This is a genomic window from Actinomadura gamaensis (assembly GCF_042652125.1).
In the GTDB taxonomy this organism is placed as follows: domain Bacteria; phylum Actinomycetota; class Actinomycetes; order Streptosporangiales; family Streptosporangiaceae; genus Spirillospora; species Spirillospora gamaensis.
The window spans coordinates 54,406-72,944 of the sequence record NZ_JBHSIT010000002.1 but is presented as its reverse complement, the minus strand read 5'-3'; the positions used below and the strand labels follow the sequence as shown (position 1 = coordinate 72,944).

The window sequence follows — 18,539 nt, the reverse complement described above, 5'->3', positions numbered from 1 at the left end:
CGCTACCGTCCTTCCTCCTCGCCGCCGCCCCTCGGTGGACGTTGTCGGCGCCCCGCTCCCTGGATCCCGACATAATCGGACGGTGCGGATTCTCGTGCTGGGCGGGACGTGGTTTCTTGGCAAGGCGGTCGTGGCCCAGGCTGTAGCCGACGGGATGGACGTCACGACTTTCAGCCGCGGTCGGACGCCCGGGGTCCCAGGGGCTCGTGCCGTGCATGGCGATCGTGCCGCGGGTGAGGACCTGATCCGGCTGGCCGAGCAGGGCCCGTGGGATCTGGTGATCGACACCAGTGCCGAGGTGCCGATCGACGTTCAGGTGGGAGCGCGGATCCTGGCGGGGAGCGCTGCCCGGTACACGCTGGTGTCGACGGTGAACGTGTACGCCGGCTGGCCGACCGAGCCGTTGGACGAGTCCTCGCCGCTGCGCGAGGGGGCGGCCGACGCGGACGGTTCGTGGCGTGAGGGCGAGTGGTACGGCGCCCGGTATGCCCGGCTGAAGGTCGGCTGCGAGCAGGCCGTTGTCGGGGAGTTCGGCGCGCGGGCGACGATTTTGCGGCCGGGGGTGATTCTCGGGCCGGGCGACTACATCGGCCGGTTGCCGTGGTGGCTGCGCCGGATGGCCGCCGGAGGCCGGGTTCTGGCTCCGGGCGATCCCGATCAGCCGATCCAGCCGGTCGACGTCCGGGATGTCGCCGCGTTCGCCCTGCGCACCGGTGACATGGCGGGGCCGATCAACCTCACCGCGCCGTTCGGCCATGCGACCTACGGGCAGATGCTGCGCGCGTGCGCGGCGGTCACCGGCTCGGTCGCCGAGCTGGAGTGGGTGGACAACGCGTTTTTGTTGGAGCGGGACGTCGAGCAGTGGACCGAGCTGCCGTTGTGGCGCACCTTCCCCGGCACCTGGCGGGTCACCAGCGCGGCCTGGCAGCAGGGTCTGCGGTGCCGCCCGATCGAGGAGACGGTGGCGGCGACGTGGAAGTGGATGCAGCAGGGCGGTGTCCCGGTGGAGAACTACCGCTCCTTCGACATCGGCCTGGACGCGGCCAAGGAGCAGCGGCTGTTGGGTGAGTGGGACGGCTACCGCAGGGCGAGTTGACCGGGCACGACCGGGAGCGTCGGCGTGGCGGGCAGCAGGGCCTTGGCGGTGAAGTGCCGCATCTCGTCGGTGAGTTCCCGCGCCCACGGGTCACGGATCGCCGACAGCACGGCGCTGGCGTGGCCGGTGCGGTAGAGCAGCGGGTAGGTGCGGCGCTGGTCGGGGAGCTCGAAGAGGTCGGCGAGGGCGTCGCGGACGCGGTCGTGGTCGCCGAGGATGATCGCGGCGGTGGCCATGTCGAGCCGCATGGAGGTCTCCAAGGCGATGGAGCGTCCCTGGTGCGGGGCGCGCTCGGAGGAGGCCAGGGCCCGGGAGGCGTGGTGGACGACCTGGTCGGCCAGCCAGATCAGTTTCTCGCGGTCGATCTCGGTGCGCAGCAGGCACAGCAGTTGGACGTAGGCCGAAGCGGCGCACATTTCGCGGCGGGTGGTGTCCCAGCGCAGCAGGCCGCCGATGCCGTCGGACAGGTCGTCGTTGCCGGCGGCGGTGGAGGCCAGTTCTTCGGCGCGCCGGACCGCCAGGACGGTCTGGTTGATGTTGCCGTTGTGGGACCAGGCCCGCGCGGTGAGGCTCGCGGCGCGGACCGCCATCGGGCCGCTGGTCACATACTGTTCGGCCCGCTGCATCGAGGCGATCGCATCGCGCGGCCGCCGATCCCAGAACGCGACGGTCGCCTGCATGCCGCGCCCCCACCCGGCCAAGCCGTTGTGACCGATGGTCTGGCCGAACGTCCACGCCGCCAGCGCGTGCTCGGTGGCCGATCGTTCATGGCCCAGGTCGATGCACAGCTGCGCGAACAGCCCGGACAAGATTCCGGCCAGGAGCATCAGGTCGGTGATCTGTTGGGGCCGGCGGGTCCGGTCCAACATGTCGAAGACCAGCTCTCGGGTGTCGTGGACTTCAACGATCAGTTCGGCGGGAGAACGGTCCATGTAGTCCCCGGCCAGACGGCGGGTATCGGCATGTGCCTGTTCGAGCGCATAGTCGCTGATGTTGGCTCCGGCGAGTTCGGCTTGGCGACGCGCCCGTCCGGCTCCGGCCCGCAGCAGCTCCTCCAAAGACCTCGCATCCTCGGACGCGGGTGGGCTGGAGGCGTCGCTGCTCGTCCGGTTCGAGGGCTCGGCCGGGGATTTCTGGGTGCGACGGTCTTGTGAGAACAGGACGGCGACCGGGACGCCGAACATTCGTTCCAACACTTCGCATGCCGCCGCGCGGGGCAGTGCCTTCATGTCGCCGCGGGTCCACCGCAGATGCTGGCGGCGGCTGAGGTCTGCGTTGCGCTGCCCCAGCTCATGGGCCGCCTGGCAGTAGGCCACGCGGAACCGGGAGTAGCTGTCGAGGTTGCGCTCGGCGGCGATGCGGACCAGCACGTTGGTCATGTCGTCTCCCAGCGCCGGTGGTTTGCCGTCAGGGTAAGCCGCCGTCCTGCTATCTGCCGGATTTCCCTTCCAAGAGGCGCACCCGGGCCGTGAAATGGCGCACTGCGCCGTGAAGTGGCGCACTTATGGCGCACGGACGCCCACTTCGGTTGACCATCCTCGTCGTTGCTCCGAACACCAACGGAGCCGGCCAGTGCCAGACGAGCGGCGATCAGGAGGAGACGCGCGGTGGGAGTCCACGAGCTTGAGGCGCGCGTGCCGAACACCTCGGCAGGCATCGAGCGCGCATCGCTGTCGGCCGCCGACACCCAAGCCAGCCTCGACCTGCTCGCCGCCGCCCTGAAGAAACGGCGCTGGCGGGTCGAGCAGGCGACCGCCTATGACTACCGCGGCGAACAGGTCCCGCTGCTCAAGGTCCAGCCGCCGCACGGCCTGGGAACACCCCGGCTCATCACCATCCGGAAAGTTCCTTCCTCGGGTTGGTTCTGGGGCCGCGCCGACCGGCCGAACTCCTACTACGGCCGCATCCAGGAGATCGAGAAGACCGCCGACCGGCTCGACCGCCTCTCCCGAATCGGCCACCTGTGAACGCGGCCGTCCCCCCGAACTGGCACCGGACGCGCCGTCCGGTGCCGGCGGGTCCGCCACCGAGCCAGGGCATCTCGGTGAGGACCGGGCCGACGATGCGACAGCGAGCAGTACGCCCCATGCAGGGATTGCGCGGTGCTGCTGCGTCATCGGTTTGCGGGCCCGTTCGCCGCTTCGTCTCTCCTCCTCTCCCAGGAGGCGGAGCGGACCTCCCCCCTGCGTGTCCCGCCCGTCCCGCTGTGGCCCCGTCCGGGCGGGACGCGCAGGCCCCCACATCCGCACCCGTAGGGACCCCCGTGATGACTTCTTCGCACGCGGCCCAGCCGCTCCCCGACCCGCCGCCCCGCCGGGGCGATACCGAACGGATCTGGCGTGAGCTCAAGGAGGAGTTCCCGGACGGCCCTGTGGTTCCGGCGTCCGGCGGGTCCTGGCTCGGTCAGGTCCCGGCCGGACCGGACTCCGCGCTGCCGTACCGCAGCGAGCTCGCCAAATCGCCGGAGGAGCTGCGCGGCTGGCTGCTCGACCTGTCCCCCGACCACCCCGCCGCCCGGAAGTCCTGGTGATCCAGCCACCCGCCCACCAGGCGCAGCCGAACATCGCCCGGATCTACAACGGCCTGCTCGGCGGCAAGGACGCCTACCGCCCGGACCGCTCTCTCGCCGAGTTGCTGGACGAGCAGTCCGGGGGCCTGTTGACCAAGGTGGTCCACGCCAACCGGGCCTACCTCGAGCGGACTGTGCGCTTCCTCGTCGGTCGCGGCGTCCGGCAGATCCTGGACATCGGCTCCGGGCTACCCACCGACCAGAACCTCCACCACAACGTGCACCAGATCGCGCACCAGCAGGACCCGGCCGTGCGCGTGGTGTACGTCGACAACGATCCCCACGTGGTGGCCACCGGCCGCGCGCTGCTGGTCGACAACGCCCACGTCGCCGTGGTGGACGCCGACGCCGGCGACGTCCCGACCGTCCTGAGCCAGGCGTCCCGGCTGCTGGATTTGGACCGGCCGTTCGCGGTGCTGCTGCTGGCGATCCTGCACTTCTTCCCCGACGACCAGGCGGCGCAGATGGCCGGGCAGTACGGGGCGGCGCTTCCGCCGGGCGGGTGGATGGCGATCTCGCACGTGGGTGACCATCCCGCGCTGGATGAGGCTGTCGCCACCTACACCGACCGCGTCCAGCCGATCTACCCGCGCCCCCCCGGCAGGTCCGGGCCCTGTTCGGTGAGCTGGAACCCGAACCCGGCGTGCGGGACATCGCCACCTGGCCGCCGCCGGTCCTGCCCAACGACACCACCGACGGCGCGGGCCTCGGCGGTATCGCCATCCGCTGCCCCGCCGACAAGGACCGACCGTGAACGCCATCCCCTGCCCGGCCCCGGCCCCGGCCCAGGCGCCGGGGGCGGCCGCCAACGCCCTGGCCGCCCACATCGCCGCCTACTGCACCAAACGCGGACTGGCCCTGCGCGCGGTCGGCTACCACGAGTCCGACGGCGCGCACGTCGTCGTCAAAGCCGCCCAGACCGCCGGGGCGTCGGACGCGCGGTCGGTGATGCCCGACCACTCCCCCGCCCCCCGCAGCGCGATCATCTACCTGCGCCCGGTGCCCCGGCCGGACGACGACGGGGCCTTCGCCGGCTGCATTCCGGTGCGCTGCTGGGGCTGGCTGCGGTGGCGCCCGCCCGAAGACGGCGGCTTCGTGTTCACCCCCGTCGCGGCCGTGGACGACCTCGACACCGCCCGCACCGCGCTGCTCACCAAGCACGACCCCACCCTCACCCAATCCTGACCCCGTGTTCGGAGGAGTACCGCATGCCCGACGCGATCACCCTGCGCGTCACCACCTGAAACCTCAACAACGGCGGCCTCGACGACGGCGCGCGCCTGGGACATCTCCCCGCGGTGGTTGCAGCAGCTCACGCCCGGAGGGTGCTGGTGGTGCTGCGGTTGAACGGCGTCACCCGCACAATCGCGTTCTACCAGTTCGGCGGGCACCTGGAGAGCTTCGTACGCAGGTCGCCGGGTTCGTACCGATGCAGCGCGGCGACGCGCACGCTGACGGGACTTTCCGGGTTGCCCAATGGGCATGGCAAGCACATCGAGGGTCCATCCCGGCGTGCGGGGAGCACCGGGCGTTGGCCGCGCGCGCCATTATCTCCCAGGGACCATCCCCGCGGGCGCGGGGAGCACATCCAGGTTCCGCCAGGTCTGGCCGAGGATCTGGGACCATCCCCGCGTGCGCGGGGAGCACAAGCGTGCACGCCCACCTGAGTTCTTACCAAGGGGACCATCCCCGCGTGCGCGGGGAGCACTCTCGATGACCTGGGCTCTTCTACGGGGAAGGCGCCGAAATCGAGCACTTCTTGAGAGGCGGACATATCGGACATCTTTGTTGAGCCCAAGATATGGGAGGTCTCTGTGGCACAGGCAAGGTGGGTTAGCGGTTGCCGTAGCGGCGGCGTTTGGAGGCTTTGCTCCAGCCTTGGCTTGGGGGTGTGGCGGTGATCGTGGGTGCTTGTTTGGTGCGGCGGATGAGGGTGACGCCTTCGTGGTCTACCGGGTGCCAGTGGTGGTCGTAGGTTTCGAAGGTGAAGCCCTGTTCGTTGTTGGTGGTGTGGGCGAGGAGGGCGCGGCCGGTGTCGGCGTACTTCATGACCTCGTCCCAAAGAGCGGTGCGGACGCGCGCGGACGGGTTGCCGATGAAGACGCCGGGTGAGATCTCCATCAGCCAGCGGGTGAGGAAGCCGCGTAGGCCGGAGGGGCATCGGGTGAGGACGATGATGGTCACCAGGGGTCCTGGGCGTAGTTGTAGCCGGATTCGACTTCGAGGCCGTTGTCGCTTTGGAGGGTGACGCGGTCGAAGTCGGTGCCTGTCGGGTCGCTTTCGGGGGACTCCGGGAGCAAGAGCTGTTTGATGTCGTTGACGCAGCGGCGCAGGAGGCTCAGGTCGTTGACGCGGTCGCGGATGGCTCGGCGAGTGCGGGAACCCACGTCGTCGATACTTTCGGCGGCTGTTTCGAGCGCGACGGGGATGGCGATCTCGGTCTTGTATAGGTCGGCGATGTCCAGGACGAAGGCGAGTTCGTGGCCGGAGTGGACGAACCCGAGGCCGGGCGCGCAGCCCAGGGCGGCGACCGTGGTTTGTGCGATGCCGTACATGCATTGGGCGGCGGCGGTGATGGCCTGGTTAGCGGCGTCGCCGACGTCGAACGCCCCGGGCACGTAGTTTCGGCCGCGCCAGGTGATCCCGACCCGGGCGGCCTCGCGCCGATAGCACTCTTTGACCCGACGTCCCTCGTGGCCGAGGAGTTCATGCCGGGTGAGGCCGGAGGGGTCTTCGTCGGGGAAGCGCAGCCGGTACATAGCGCGGGCGACGTCGAGGCGGGTGCGGCGGTTGGCCCATTTGGTCGCCTGGGCTTCGACCAGGGCCGAGGAGCGGGTGAGGGAGCGTCCGCCGGAGTAGAAGCGAACACCTTGCTCGCCGACCCAGACGACGCCCGCGCCGTTGTCGCCGAGCAGGCTCATGGCCTGGTGGGTGACGCGGGTGCCGGGGCCTAGGAGCAGGGTGCCGATGGTCGCGGACGGGATGTGGATGACGCCGTCGGCGTCTTCGGCGGTGATGGCGTTGTCGTCGCGGTGGAGGGTGCAGCGCTCCAGGTAGATGAAGGAGATGCGATCGCCCATCCGGGTGAGTTCGCGTGGGGTGGAGGCGCCGCGTTTCCCGACGGTGCTCATGCTGGCGCGAGGGTGATGAGGCCGCAGCCGTAGGCTTTGGCGCGTCCCAGGCCGTTGGTGAGGGTGTGGCGGAAGGCTTGAGGGTCGGTGACTTCGAGCAGGCCGTCGTAGGTGAGTGTCACCAGGCTGACGGTCTTGGCTGGGCGGCCACGGCTGAAGGACAGCTGGCGCCGGTTGTGCAGGAGCAGCTCATGTTCGTCGCCGTCGGGGAGTGCACGTTGGGCGAGGGGTTTCTCGACGATCTGGAAGCCGGCGGCTTGCTGGCGGTCCAGAAGCCACTTCTTCTGGTGGTGGCGTCCGACGTGGGCGGTGAGTTTGGTCGGTTCGTCATCGTTGCGGCGGGCGGTGTGGACGGGGTTGGCGGTGAGTCTGAAGCGCCATCGGTCGCCCTTGGCCAGGCGGGTCAGCAGGGGCGCGTAGTCGTAGGTCTTCCAACCCTGCGGAGCGGTGGTGGGCCAGCCGGCCTGTTCGACGAGGTGGGTGAGGTCGGGAGGGGCGGGGCTCACGATGTACAAGTGAGTCTGGGCCCGGTCGCTGCTGGTGTCCAGCCGCCACAGGACGCGGGCGCCGTCGCGTTCGGGGTCGGGGGCGTCCGCGAAGCCGGACATGACCGCGGCGTGGAGGTTCTGCGGTGAGGCCAGCAGGCGGCGGGCGGTGACCCTCGCGGTGTTGATGCGGAAGCGGGTCAGGTACATCAGGCGCCTTCCAGGGCGGCGATCGGGTCGTGGTCGGGAGGTGCCGGCGTAATGCGGGCGCGCGGGTTGGGTTTGCGCACCGGGTCGGCGACACGGACGCCGCGCAGGGCGTAGCGACGGTGCCGCGGGTCGAAGCTGAGCGGCTGGTCCCGCAGAGTGTCGACCGGGCCGTCGGTGCTGGTGGCCTCCAGGTGGAGTTCCAGCTTCACGGTGGCTTCGTTGCGGCGGCGGCGCTGATGCCAGTCGGCGGCGTGCCAGGGCTCCTGGTGCAGAGCCATCTCGAGCGTGACGTCGCGGCGGACGCCGAGGTCGACCGGCTTGGCGGGCGGACAGGAGCGGCGGCCAAGGTAGGGCAGGAACGCAGGGGCGCGGACCGCGGCGTCGAGGCGCTCGATGAGAGCGTCGCCGCCTTCGACACCGGCGACGAAGACGGCGTCCGCGAGGTAGAAGCGCTCGGAGACCGGCATGGATTTCTCGGTCTCGAAGTGGAGCGCGACCTGGTAGTCGCGCAGGACGGTGCCGGGCTGGTCGGTCCGGACGCCGAAGCGCAGTGCGGCGAGGTCGGTGATGTCGTCGGTGCGGTCGCGGCCGAGTGCGGCTGCCAGCAGGCCGATGACGCCGCTTTTGGTCGGAAACGGTTCGGTGGTGCGGCGGGCGAACCGGGCCGTGGCGCCCCATGACTGGAGGGGGCCGGCGAGCCGGAGCATCAGAACGCTCACGGCTGGGCGTCCAGGCGTGCGGCGACGGCCGCGCCGACCTGCTCGACCAGTTCGGGCAGGCTGACATCGGTGCCGAGCTCGCGCATGGACGCCGTGTTCGGCCCGATCGTCATCACCCAGGCGTCGTCGGTCCCGTTCACGCCGTAGGCGCGCTCGATGTCGGGGCCGTAGGCGGTGAGGCGTTCGGCGGCCTGCCGGACGTGTCCGCCGACGCCTTCGGCGGGCTGGATGGGCTCTTCGAACGCGGCGACGAGGCTGATCGGCCGGGAGCTGCGCAGCTTGACCAGGACGGCGTCGGGCAGGGTGTGGTTGCCGAAAGTGTTGATCTTTCCGGTGGGCAGCGAGGTGATGAAGCCCTGGACGAACGCTTCGACCGCGCGGCGGACGGGCGTGTTGTCCGGCTCGTCCTCGCGGAGACCGGCGCCGAGGTTGCGGCGCAGCAGGTCGACGTCGACGGCGGCGAAGCGGTAGAGAGTGGCGGAGTTGAACTCCACGGTGCCGATCATGCCCGCGCCGAGGTCGTCCTCGTTCTCGCGGTCCTTGGCGTCGTCGACGGCGGTGTAGTAGTCGGACTCGGTCTCCGAGCGGTGGACGCCGATGGCGTGGGCGACCTGCGCCGCCGCGTCGACGTTGACGTCGGCGCCGTCGGCGACCATGCGTCCGAACAGGGCGATGTCGACCGAGTGGCGGCTGTTGGCGAGCTGCTTGGCGGTCGCCTTGTTGTCCTTGTCCTTGAAGAACGCCTTGATGTCGTCGCGTCCCTTCACCGCGAGCTCGGCGAGCCCGGCGAGCTGGCGGGTGCTGAAGAACATCAGGTACTTCGACTCGGGCGCCACCGGTGCGGAGTCCTCGGTCTTCTTGGCGCGCTTGGGGGTCTCGATTTTGGATCCGGTCGCGGCCTGGATCGTCTCGGCGGCCAGCTCCCAGGCGTCCTGCTGCGGGATGGAGCCGTCGAGGCGGCGGATGTGCTTGGCCAGTTCCTCGGCGACGCGCTTGGTGCGAACACCCAGCTCGCTGGGGTCGAGGAGATCGTGGAACGCCTTGCGGGTCGCGCGCTTCCACGCCTGGCTCGACACCCGCGCCCGCCGCACCCCGCCGTACAGGGCCGTCTTGGGCGTGCCGGTGTCGTCCCGGTTGAGATTGCTCGGCGGGACGGTCTGCAGGGCATGCAGCTCGACAATAATGCGCGTGCTCATTCGGCGTCCTTGCTGGTCGTGCCCTCGCTGGGAGTGGCGTCTGCGGATGGAGGCGGCGAGGAGCGGAAGGCGTGGAAGCTCCGGCCCCACACGCGCCGGACTTCGGCCATGCCGTCCGGGGTCTGGGCCTGGTAGAGGCGCTGGGCGAGCCGGGCGTAGTCGAGCGGGATCGCCGCGCCGCGCAGCAACGCGACGATCTCCCGCATCCGGTAGGCGAGGACGTCGGGGGTGGCGGCGGCGCCGACGCGGACGAAGCGTCTGCGGATCGGCTCGTCGATCTCCTCCCCCGCCAGTCGCCGTACCGCCGCACCGAGCTCGATGTCCGGCTTGTGCATCGCGGCGCTACGGTGAGACTGCTGATGGGAGGCGTACAGGGTCAGGGCCAGGAACAGCGCGTTCTCTGCGTGGGTGGCCTCGCTCTCCCACTTGGCCAGCTCGGGGAGCGCCTGGTAGAGCTCCTCGGTGCCGGTCGTCCCCCAGAGTTCGGGCACGTCGGCGGGCAGCTTGCCCGCGCCTCGCCGAAGCTGCGCCAGGGCGGCGACGGCCGAGCCGAGGTCGGCCAGGTATCCCCGTTGCCAGGTTCGGATCTGGGCACCAGCGACGTCGGCGATGATCCTGGGGATCTGATGGCGTCCGACGGGTTGGGTGGTCATACCGGCTCCTCCACGACGGGGGCTTCAGTGGCGGGAGCTTCGGTCTCGTCCTCGCCGGATGCGGCCGGCCCGGGCAGGACCCTTCTGAGGCCGCGACGGAAGATCAGGTCGGCCCTGGCCGCATCGAGCCAAAGCTCCTTGCCCTGCCTCGTCGTGATCGTCCGTCCTGCCCAAGCGACTTCCGGGGCGTCGCGGAGGAGGTCATCTCCGAGACGACCGAGCACAGCGTGAGCCCGACGTTGCCACTCCAGCCGGGACGCTTCCGGGTCCGCGCCGCTATCCAGGCCAGCCAGCCATTGGCGGAACGGCTCGTCCAACGCGGCATAAGCCAGGGACTTGGCCGTCTCACGGGGCGGATCGGAGTCGGCCCCGGCCGCGGTGGCGATGTTGGCGGCCAGGTCGCCGAGCTGCCAGGCTCCTTTGTCCGCGTCGGCGACCGCATCGATCGCCGCCTGCCCCAGCCTGGTGTCACGGTCACGCAGCAGCACCAGCCGCAGCGACACCGAGTCGTCGATGATCTCGTCGATGACCGACTGCTGGGTTCCGTAGACCGCGCCGACCAGACGGGTGCGGATCATCATGTCCGGATCCAGGTCGCCCTCGACGGTCAGGCGCGCCACCCAGTCGAGGATCTTCGGCTGCACCGCCGCCGCGGCCTCGTTCCGCTGCTCGGCGCCCTCGACGCGTCCGGCCACCAAGGCGCCGAGGCCGCGCCACGCCGAACGGGCGACCTCGTGCTCACGCGGCAGGTAGACCGAGGCCTTGCCCAGCTTCTTCTCCTGAAACGGGCTGCGTCGCCACGCGGTCATCGGCTCCCGGTCATGCTGGTTGACCGGCGACAGCGGATCGCCGTATCCGAGCACCACCCCGTAAACGCCGTCCTCGTCGAAATGCAGCCGGATGCGTCGGGACTGCCAGGTGTAGAGATCGCGCACACCATGCGGACGGCGGCTGAGTTCCAGTTCGCCTCGCTGGCCGGGCCCGGCAGGCTCCTGCCGCCAGGCCGGACGGTCAGTCTCGGGATCCGGTCGGCGCAGGCCGGAGTCCTGGACGCCGATGAGGTTGAGCAGCAAGGTCTCGCGAAGGTCGTCGCCCTCAACGGCCACGCCGCCCAGGTTCCCCGCCCACCCGACACCCAGTGGGTAGACCTTGCCGCTCTTGGCGCGCCGGTCCCCGACCACGCCCGTCTTGATCCCGGAGGTGTCGAAAGCATGGGCGTGGACGACCCAGCGGGCCGCCTCGGCGAAGCCGAGGCGATCGACTCCAGTGGCGCGCATCGTGAAGAACAGCTCCCCGTTCGGCACGTCCGCCACGATGCGGTTCAGCGGGAAGACCTCGTCCTTGCCCGTGCGAAGACCGGCCGTCTGGAAGAACGGGGTCGAGGGGTGCAGGAGGTCGAACCGGTCCCGATGCTCGTCCAGGTACTGATTGACGGTGTCGGTGGGCAAGCCGCCGGTGCCCCACAGCTCCTGCCATTCCTCAATGTCCTGCGGTCCGTCGATGGCGTCGTGCAGGACGGCCAGCAGCAGGCGCAGGAGGGCGAAGTCCTGGGTCGGAACGTCCCCCACGAGCCTGCGAAGGTCGGCGGCATTCGCAAAGACGCCGCGCAGCGACATGAGCTCATCGGACCCATCGGCGCGCAAAACGGGGATCCACGGACGTTCGGTCAGATCGAACGCCAGGCGAGCGGGTTCAGTCGACACGGGTCACCTCCAGCCCATCGAGATGGCTGTATGACAGTGCGTAGCCTGCCAACCGGGTCTGACAGTTTTCGTCGAGCACCAGGACCAGCTCGCCGGCCAGCCACGGGCTCTCCGGGGTCTGCCAAGCCTCGACGTAAAGTTTCTCCAGCTCAGCAATCGCCTCATCCAGCACGGAGGGGATGGAGAACACGAACGGCAACCGCAGACCGCACGCGGCCACGATGCGTGCGACGCGCGAGTCCGGGGCAGTGTGAGTGGGAAGCTCCAAGCCGCCTCGGTTCTTCGACAGTCGGGGGAGCGTCCGCAGCACGCCGGCTGAATCACGCTGGACGACCAGCACCTCCAGGGTCTCGCGAATGTCGCGGACCTGAGCACGTCCGGCGGGGGTGTCGTCGGCGTCACCGACCCCGGCCTGGACCCACCCCAGCAGCGACCTGCCCGGCTTGCCCACGCCGCCCAAACGGAACGTCTCAGCCTCCTGACGCTGCCTCGCCCGGTGGATCTCCTCCTCTTGCCACGCTTGGCCAAGAGCGTCCTGCCAGGCATCCGGGCCGACCCGGCTCTCGCCGTACGCCGCCTGGACCAGCGGGTTGATGTCGTCGGGCAGCCGGACGACGGTGCCTGACGCGGCGGTTCCGCTCAGGAACGGCTCCAACACAGCGGCTGCTCTCAGCGGAGCCCACCGCCGGTACACCATGCACGTTCCCGAGTCAGGCTCAGGCGGCGACGCCGCCCAGTCGGCCCCTGTGATCAGGCAACGCGCGGTCCGCAACCTCGGGGGCCGGTCTATCTGACCCGCGCCTCGCTGGTGCCGATGGAGCCGGCCCATGCGCTGCAACATCAGGTCGATCGGAGCGAGGTCGGTGACCAGGAGATCGAAGTCGATGTCCAACGACTGCTCGGCGACCTGGCTGGCCACCACGATGTGCCGCTTGTCCGGGCGGGCGGTGCCCTTGCCGGGCGGGCCGAAGCGTCGCAGCAGATCGGCGTCCTTGTCGGCGCGGTCGAGGTCGACGAACTGCGCGTGCGCGACGGTGACGGCGTCCTCGCCGAAGCGCTTGCGGAGGTGTGCGGCTGTCGCCAGGACACGCTTGACGGTGTTCCGGATGACCAGAACACACCCTTCATCGGTCAGCTCGGTGTCCAGCCGGTCGGCCAGGACGTCCAGGTCGTCGTCCAAGCGCTCCACCTGAACCGCGGTGCCTCGCCCCGACGCAGCGACCACCCTGCTGGACGCGGCCCTTCCCGGCTCGACCGTGGTCAACAGCGGATAGCCCTCCGGCTCAGGTCCCACGTCCTGGCCGCCCGCCCCGACATAGGCCGCGACCAGGTCGCGCCGTCGCCGGGCCGGAAGCGTCGCCGACAGCACGATCACCGGGACGCCGTAGGCCCCCAGCCAGCCGAGCACCTGATCCAGATAGGTGTTCATGTAAGTGTCGTATGCATGGGCCTCGTCAATAACGACGACCTTGCCTGCCAATGCCAGATGCCTCAGCGCAAGGTGACGGCTTTTCAAGCCCATGAACAACAGTTGATCGATCGTACCTACGGAGAAGGACGCCAGCATCCCCTTCTTACGCCCGACCAACCATTGGTGAGCAATCAGCTCCGCCGAAAGAGTCCGCTTCTCCTTGGCGGGCGCGCCATCCTGGTCGACCGACGACAACCGATGCCGACCGCGCCGCATGAGTTCGACGAAATCCTCGTTGAGAGCCGCCTTGGAGTGCGCCAAGAACACCGACTGATCGCCATCTCCCGTCCCGGGGACACGCCCGATCCAGTCCAAAAGCCGAGGGAACATCGCATTACCGGTGGCCATCGTGGGAAGGGCGATGAACATCCCGCCGGCCCCCGACCTCGCAGCGAAAATCTCCGCCACCGCCAGAGCCGCTTCGGTCTTCCCCTCCCCCATCGGCGCCTCGATCACCATCAACCCCGGTGACTTCATGGCCAAGGCCGCCGACACGGCCTGCTCCTGCACCGGCCGCGGCTTCGCACCGGCAGGCAAAGGAAATCGAGAGGCGAACAATTCCTCAGGAGTGCACTCAGGCTCTTGAGGTCGCCACGGCGCAGGCAAGTTCAAACCCGCCCACGCGGCCGCGACCCGCTCCTCATCGCCGACGCCCGCCGCATCAGGAAAGTAAGGGAAGAGATCCTTATTGCTGGCGATCCAGTCCGCAACGATGACCAGAGCGGACAGCAAGACCTGCGCAGGCTGCGACAGCTTCACCGTCCGCCACGCGACGAGCCGCTCCTCGACCCCGCACGCACTCGCACACGCATCCAGCAACTCGTCCTGTACTCCCTGCCAGACCGCCTCACATCCAGGCGTACGCAGCAACTGCGGACGAACGTTCACTTCACGAACGGCACTGGCGTCCGGCGCCACTCCATGATGACCACCGACCACAACCGCGAACTGCAACGTCGCCGATCGCGCCCACCCGAAACGCTCCACCAACCATTGCTGGAGAAGCACCTGCCCCGCCAGCCCATGCCGAGCCATGTTCCGATCCGACATCTGCTTCTGCAACGGCATCTTCAGCCCAGCATCACGCATCTTGTCGGCCAAACCGTCAACCTGACAAGCGAAAGCAGGCGTCGCCTTCCCAATGTCATGACTAGTCGCCAACCACACCGCAAGCAGCCGAGCATCATCCTGTTCACCGGGGAGCGACTCAGCGATGATCTCCTTTACTCGCCGAGGCAACCATTCGTCCCAAATCAGCCCCGCCACCGACCCGCTATCCGCCATGTGACGCCACAGCGGAAGCCAATCATCCGAATAATAATCAGACTTCGCCCAAACCCTCCGCGCCGCTATGGACAAGCTCTCTTCGAGCCAGACAACCGGCCGCTCGCCACTGAACATGACGGCATTCAACAACAGAGATCCGACACCGTCCGGCGAACCAGCAACACGCTCTGTCCACACATGGCCACCCAGGAGCCCAGCGCTTCCCTAACTGAGCGCGACCCGCTGGCGCCCCCAAGGCCAGGTCCAGCCGTAGGGGACAATTCAGTGACACGGGCGCGTGCGCGGGGAGCATCAAGACCCTGATTGCGAATCACCCGCGCATCGCGGGACCATCCCCGCGTGCGCGGGGAGCACCTGGCAACGTGGCACGGAAAGACCCGTCCTGCAGGACCATCCCCGCGTGCGCGGGGAGCACAAGTCCGCTCCCAAACGTTCGTACCCGGCCCGGGGACCATCCCCGCGTGCGCGGGGAGCACAGGACCTGCCGGATGATCAGCGTCACGTCCAGGGGACCATCCCCGCGTGCGCGGGGAGCACGAGCGGTACTCATATCTGGATCCAACCCTAGGGGGACCATCCCCGCGTGCGCGGGGAGCACGTCACTACCAGGTTTCTCAGGTAGACACCATCGGGACCATCCCCGCGTGCGCGGGGAGCACGCTCTCAGTGGTGATGAGAATATGCTCCGCGCGGGGACCATCCCCGCGTGCGCGGGGAGCACTCGCACGTGGTGTACGGCCAGTGACGGCCGAGGGGACCATCCCCGCGTGCGCGGGGAGCACTGGAGCAAGCAGTACCAGTCCTTCCGAGCAGCGGGACCATCCCCGCGTGCGCGGGGAGCACGGCGTGGACGCGCTCCAGGCCCCGCCCCGGTGGTTGGTCGGGACCATCCCCGCGTGCGCGGGGAGCACGCGTCCGGACGATCTCCCACAACCAGCCGTTCGGGACCATCCCCGCGTGCGCGGGGAGCACCCCGGTCAGCTCACCCTCGCGCCCCGTGAGCCGGGACCATCCCCGCGTGCGCGGGGAGCACGTAGTGGGACGGCAGGAGTTGGGCGCGGGCGAGGGACCATCCCCGCGTGCGCGGGGAGCACGCTTGATGACCTGCGTGTTTGCCTGGCTTCAGGGCCATTTTCGAGCACTTTCGGCGAGACCGGCAAATCGGACATTCGCCAAGCGCTGCTACCCGCGGGCCGCAGGACATCGCCTGAGTGAGGCTCATCTATCAGTGACCTGCGGATACGCGGTCACCTGAATGCGGTATCGAGGGCGTGCAGTGCATGGCGAAGCACGCTTGTTCGGCCGAGCTCTCGAACGCCGGTGTCGGAGATATGTCGGTGATCCGTGCGACCGACGGATGACTACCAGGGGTGTTCGAAGCTCGGCGGAGGGCGCCTGGTCATGGTGGCGGGGGTGCCCCCTATGTCTTCGTCAAGTGGGGGCGTGGGGTCGGCGTCACGCGCGTCGGTCTTGGCCTCGCCCGGATACAAATCGGCGATGCTGCGCTTTGCCTCGCCGGCCGAATCGTTCGACATCACCGACGTGGAGAAACAACGCATGTCCACTGCTCTGCCTAGCTCCGGCCTCGGCCGCGTGATGCACGGCACCGGCCCGGGCCTGCTCCCGCCCACGGCACCGGCGGCGGCATCGACGCCAACTACGGCCCTATCCTGGACACCCTGGCCGCCCAGCACACCGTCGTCGGGCCCGACTACCCCGGCACCGGCCGCACCCCGCGCGCAAAAGCCCCGCTTTCCCTGGATGGCCTGGCCGATGAGCTGGTCGCCACCGCCGTAGAGGAGGGTGTGGAGACCTTCGCCATCGCGGGTGACTCGCTCGGCAAGCCGGTCGCCATCCTTCACCCTGAGCGCGTGGCCGCTCTGGTCCTCACCGCAGGCTTCGCCCATCCCAACCGGCGGTTCCTGCTCGCCGCGAAGCTGTGGCGCGACCTGCCCCGCGCCGGCGACCTGGGGCACCTGGCCGGCTTCCTATCCCTCATCGGCCTCAGCGCCCCCGCCCTGGACGCCATCGGCGAAGACGACCACGACACGGTCGGCAAAACCACCGCGGCCACGATCCCGCCCCGGCACGTCGGAGCACCTCGTCCCGCTCGTCAACCACCTCGACGTACGAGCTGGCCTCACCGCGCTCACGCTGCCGACCCTCGTCATCTCCACCACGCTCGACCAACTCGTCAGCCCACACCACCACCGACAGTTCACCGACGCCATGCCCAGAGCGCGCCACGCCGAGATCTTCACCGGACACCTACCGTTGATCGAGCAGTCCGAGCAGTGGGCGGCCTCATCCGCGGCTTCCTTCGCGACACCCGTACCTGAGCCCCGCGCCCACCGGCCGGGCTGTCGACGGCGCCCTCGCGGGCCACACCCACAGCCCGCCTGACGTACGGAGACGTTGGCGGTCTCCAACGGCCGGTTGGGCATTTCTTGGGTGCGTGACTGGGTATTTTCTGGGCATCCTGTGCGAGACTTGGGCGCATGAGGGGCCAAGGGGCGGCCGGTGAGGCTGCCGATGAGCTGCCGGAGGAGATCCGGGTCCTAGTGCGCAGCGGCCTGCCGGTGCGGGCCGAGGCGTGCGGCCCCGGGCTGTTGAGCCTGCGTGGGGTGAAGGCGCGGGCGCTGCACCCCGAAGACCCGGCGAGTCGGGCCCGGGCGCTGGACGGGTTGTTGCGCGAGCAGCTCGACCGGTTGGAGAACGCCGAGCTCGCTGCGGCCAGCAGGCTGCTGTTCGGGGCCGAGACCGCGACCTCCGGGGCGACGTTGACGGCCCGCCGCCAGGCGGCGGCCGCCGCCTCGGGGTATGAGGTGCACCATTTCCGTAAGCGGATCGAGCCGAAGGTGCTGGCATTGGTCGCCTGGCAGTTGCGCCGCGACAGTGAGGAGCTCACCGTCCGGCACGCCACCCCGCCGGAGCTGCGCGCCGCCTCGAGGCCGTTGGTGCTGCCCGCCGACGTGTTCGCGTGGGAGTCCGCCGAGCACCAGCACGCGCTGGCCGCGCTGTGGGGAACGGTCTACCTGTTGCGCGCCGAACTGCTGAACCTCGCCCGGCTGATCAGCATGGAGGCCGCCACGGCCGAGATCGACCGGGCGGCGACGGCGGCGCTGTGGCGGCACGCCCAGGTCCTGGGCGCCACCGCGCGCTACCGCGCCGCCTACGGAGCCGCGCTCCTGCACGCCGCGACCGAGCTGGGACCGCAGGAGATCGCCAGCTACGCCGGGTGGACCCCGCCGCTCACTCCGGCCCAGGAACTGCTGCTGACCGAGCTCGCCGATCCCGAGCACGGCCTGGCCGAGTTCACCGCGCGGCTGGAGACGACTGCCGGCGGCTCCGAGCTCGCCGCCGCCTGGCGGCGGGCACTGTCCGGCCGACCGGCACCCGGACCAAGCCCCGATGACCAGCCCCACGATCAGGAAGAACGACCCGCATGAGCCTGGACCAGCTTCTCGACCCGACCACCCCGCCGCGCCGGTTCGTGGTGACCGGCGGCCCGTCCGCCGGAAAGGAGGCCGTCCTGGACGAACTCCACCGCCGGGGCATCCCGGCGACCGAGGGCGAACCGGCCCGGGAGATCTACCGCAAGCACCGCGACCGGCTCGGCCGCCACCTTCAGGTCGGCGACCGGCGCGCCTACTCCCGCGACGTTCTGGAAGCGTTCGTCGCCGAGTTCTGCGACCACAAGAGCGGGCTGCGGTTCTACAACCGCGGCATCCCCGACGGGTACGGCTGGGACGCCTTCTTCGGGCTGGGTCCCTCCCCCGAACTGGAGGAGGCCGCCCGCGTCTACCGCTACGACGCGGTGTTCATCCTGGATCCCCTCGACGACTTCGATTCCGAGGACGACCTGGTCTGGGCCAAGGAACGCGAGATCCGCCGCGTCCACGAGCTGATCGTGCAGGGCTACTACGACGCCGGATACCGGCCGATCTTCGTGCCCGCCGACGAGGCCGGCCGCCGGGTGGAGTTCATCCTCGCCCAGCTGCCCGTCCCGACCACCTGAC

General features: G+C 69.6%; 16 protein-coding genes, 1 pseudogene and 1 CRISPR repeat array. Of the genes and pseudogenes, 7 read left to right on the top strand and 10 right to left on the bottom strand.

What is annotated here, in order from left to right; all coding sequences use genetic code 11:
• Positions 1-82 precede the first annotated feature (82 nt).
• Positions 83-1,096: an NAD-dependent epimerase/dehydratase family protein gene (locus tag ACFPCY_RS06215; RefSeq protein ID WP_378252644.1), complete on the top strand. Its 1,014-nt coding sequence runs from the start codon at positions 83-85 to the stop codon at positions 1,094-1,096.
• Here the strand turns inward: ACFPCY_RS06215 and ACFPCY_RS06210 are convergent.
• On the bottom strand, positions 1,078-2,475 hold the full coding sequence (locus tag ACFPCY_RS06210; RefSeq protein ID WP_378252642.1) for a hypothetical protein: 1,398 nt from the start codon (positions 2,473-2,475) through the stop codon (positions 1,078-1,080). The genes ACFPCY_RS06215 and ACFPCY_RS06210 overlap by 19 nt on opposite strands.
• A gap of 228 nt (positions 2,476-2,703) precedes the next feature.
• On the opposite strand from ACFPCY_RS06210, the gene ACFPCY_RS06205 reads away from it, so the two are divergent.
• The 4 genes and pseudogenes from ACFPCY_RS06205 (at position 2,704) to ACFPCY_RS06190 (ending at position 4,850) form a co-directional block, all read left to right on the top strand.
• Entirely contained in the window at positions 2,704-3,063 is a 360-nt protein-coding gene (locus tag ACFPCY_RS06205) for a hypothetical protein (RefSeq protein ID WP_378252641.1), read from the top strand.
• A 299-nt stretch (positions 3,064-3,362) separates the two neighbouring features.
• Entirely contained in the window at positions 3,363-3,626 is a 264-nt protein-coding gene (locus tag ACFPCY_RS06200) for a hypothetical protein (RefSeq protein WP_378252640.1), read from the top strand.
• A pseudogene (locus ACFPCY_RS06195) lies at positions 3,623-4,177 on the top strand (SAM-dependent methyltransferase); the annotation flags it as partial. The gene ACFPCY_RS06200 and the pseudogene ACFPCY_RS06195, both read left to right, overlap by 4 nt.
• A 238-nt stretch (positions 4,178-4,415) precedes the next feature.
• Entirely contained in the window at positions 4,416-4,850 is a 435-nt protein-coding gene (locus ACFPCY_RS06190) for a hypothetical protein (protein WP_378253787.1), read from the top strand.
• 648 nt (positions 4,851-5,498) lie between these two features.
• Here ACFPCY_RS06190 and cas2e read toward each other — a convergent pair.
• The 9 genes from cas2e to ACFPCY_RS06145 all read right to left on the bottom strand — a co-directional run bounded on the left by cas2e (position 5,499) and on the right by ACFPCY_RS06145 (position 16,496).
• Complete coding sequence (cas2e, locus tag ACFPCY_RS06185) at positions 5,499-5,849, bottom strand: type I-E CRISPR-associated endoribonuclease Cas2e (RefSeq protein WP_378252639.1); 351 nt, start codon at positions 5,847-5,849, stop codon at positions 5,499-5,501.
• On the bottom strand, positions 5,846-6,796 hold the full coding sequence (cas1e, locus tag ACFPCY_RS06180; protein WP_378252638.1) for a type I-E CRISPR-associated endonuclease Cas1e: 951 nt from the start codon (positions 6,794-6,796) through the stop codon (positions 5,846-5,848). The genes cas2e and cas1e overlap by 4 nt, the downstream gene beginning before the upstream one ends.
• Positions 6,793-7,491 (bottom strand): type I-E CRISPR-associated protein Cas6/Cse3/CasE, encoded by a 699-nt coding sequence (gene cas6e / locus ACFPCY_RS06175; RefSeq protein WP_378252637.1) that lies wholly within the window; start codon positions 7,489-7,491, stop codon positions 6,793-6,795. Before cas6e ends, cas1e begins: the two co-directional genes overlap by 4 nt.
• Positions 7,491-8,210, bottom strand: coding sequence for a type I-E CRISPR-associated protein Cas5/CasD (gene cas5e / locus ACFPCY_RS06170; protein WP_378252636.1), 720 nt, complete (start codon positions 8,208-8,210; stop codon positions 7,491-7,493). Before cas5e ends, cas6e begins: the two co-directional genes overlap by 1 nt.
• The gene (gene cas7e, locus ACFPCY_RS06165; protein ID WP_378252635.1) at positions 8,207-9,406 is read right to left on the bottom strand and encodes a type I-E CRISPR-associated protein Cas7/Cse4/CasC; all 1,200 of its coding nucleotides are present in this window, start codon (positions 9,404-9,406) and stop codon (positions 8,207-8,209) included. The genes cas5e and cas7e overlap by 4 nt, the downstream gene beginning before the upstream one ends.
• Positions 9,403-10,059, bottom strand: coding sequence for a type I-E CRISPR-associated protein Cse2/CasB (casB, locus tag ACFPCY_RS06160; protein WP_378252634.1), 657 nt, complete (start codon positions 10,057-10,059; stop codon positions 9,403-9,405). Before casB ends, cas7e begins: the two co-directional genes overlap by 4 nt.
• Entirely contained in the window at positions 10,056-11,762 is a 1,707-nt protein-coding gene (casA, locus tag ACFPCY_RS06155) for a type I-E CRISPR-associated protein Cse1/CasA (RefSeq protein ID WP_378252633.1), read from the bottom strand. The genes casB and casA overlap by 4 nt, the downstream gene beginning before the upstream one ends.
• Positions 11,752-14,634, bottom strand: coding sequence for a CRISPR-associated helicase Cas3' (gene cas3, locus ACFPCY_RS06150; RefSeq protein WP_378252632.1), 2,883 nt, complete (start codon positions 14,632-14,634; stop codon positions 11,752-11,754). Before cas3 ends, casA begins: the two co-directional genes overlap by 11 nt.
• Positions 14,635-14,845: 211 nt before the next feature.
• Positions 14,846-15,614: direct repeats of the CRISPR family, unit length 29 nt; unit sequence GGGACCATCCCCGCGTGCGCGGGGAGCAC.
• Between the two features lie 267 nt (positions 15,615-15,881).
• Positions 15,882-16,496 (bottom strand): hypothetical protein, encoded by a 615-nt coding sequence (locus ACFPCY_RS06145; RefSeq protein WP_378252631.1) that lies wholly within the window; start codon positions 16,494-16,496, stop codon positions 15,882-15,884.
• A 522-nt stretch (positions 16,497-17,018) separates the two neighbouring features.
• Between ACFPCY_RS06145 and ACFPCY_RS06140 the strand changes: the two genes are divergently transcribed.
• Positions 17,019-17,969, top strand: coding sequence for a hypothetical protein (locus tag ACFPCY_RS06140; protein WP_378252630.1), 951 nt, complete (start codon positions 17,019-17,021; stop codon positions 17,967-17,969).
• Positions 17,966-18,538, top strand: a complete 573-nt coding sequence (locus ACFPCY_RS06135; RefSeq protein WP_378252629.1) for an AAA family ATPase — start codon at positions 17,966-17,968, stop codon at positions 18,536-18,538. Before ACFPCY_RS06140 ends, ACFPCY_RS06135 begins: the two co-directional genes overlap by 4 nt.
• Position 18,539 lies beyond the last annotated feature (1 nt).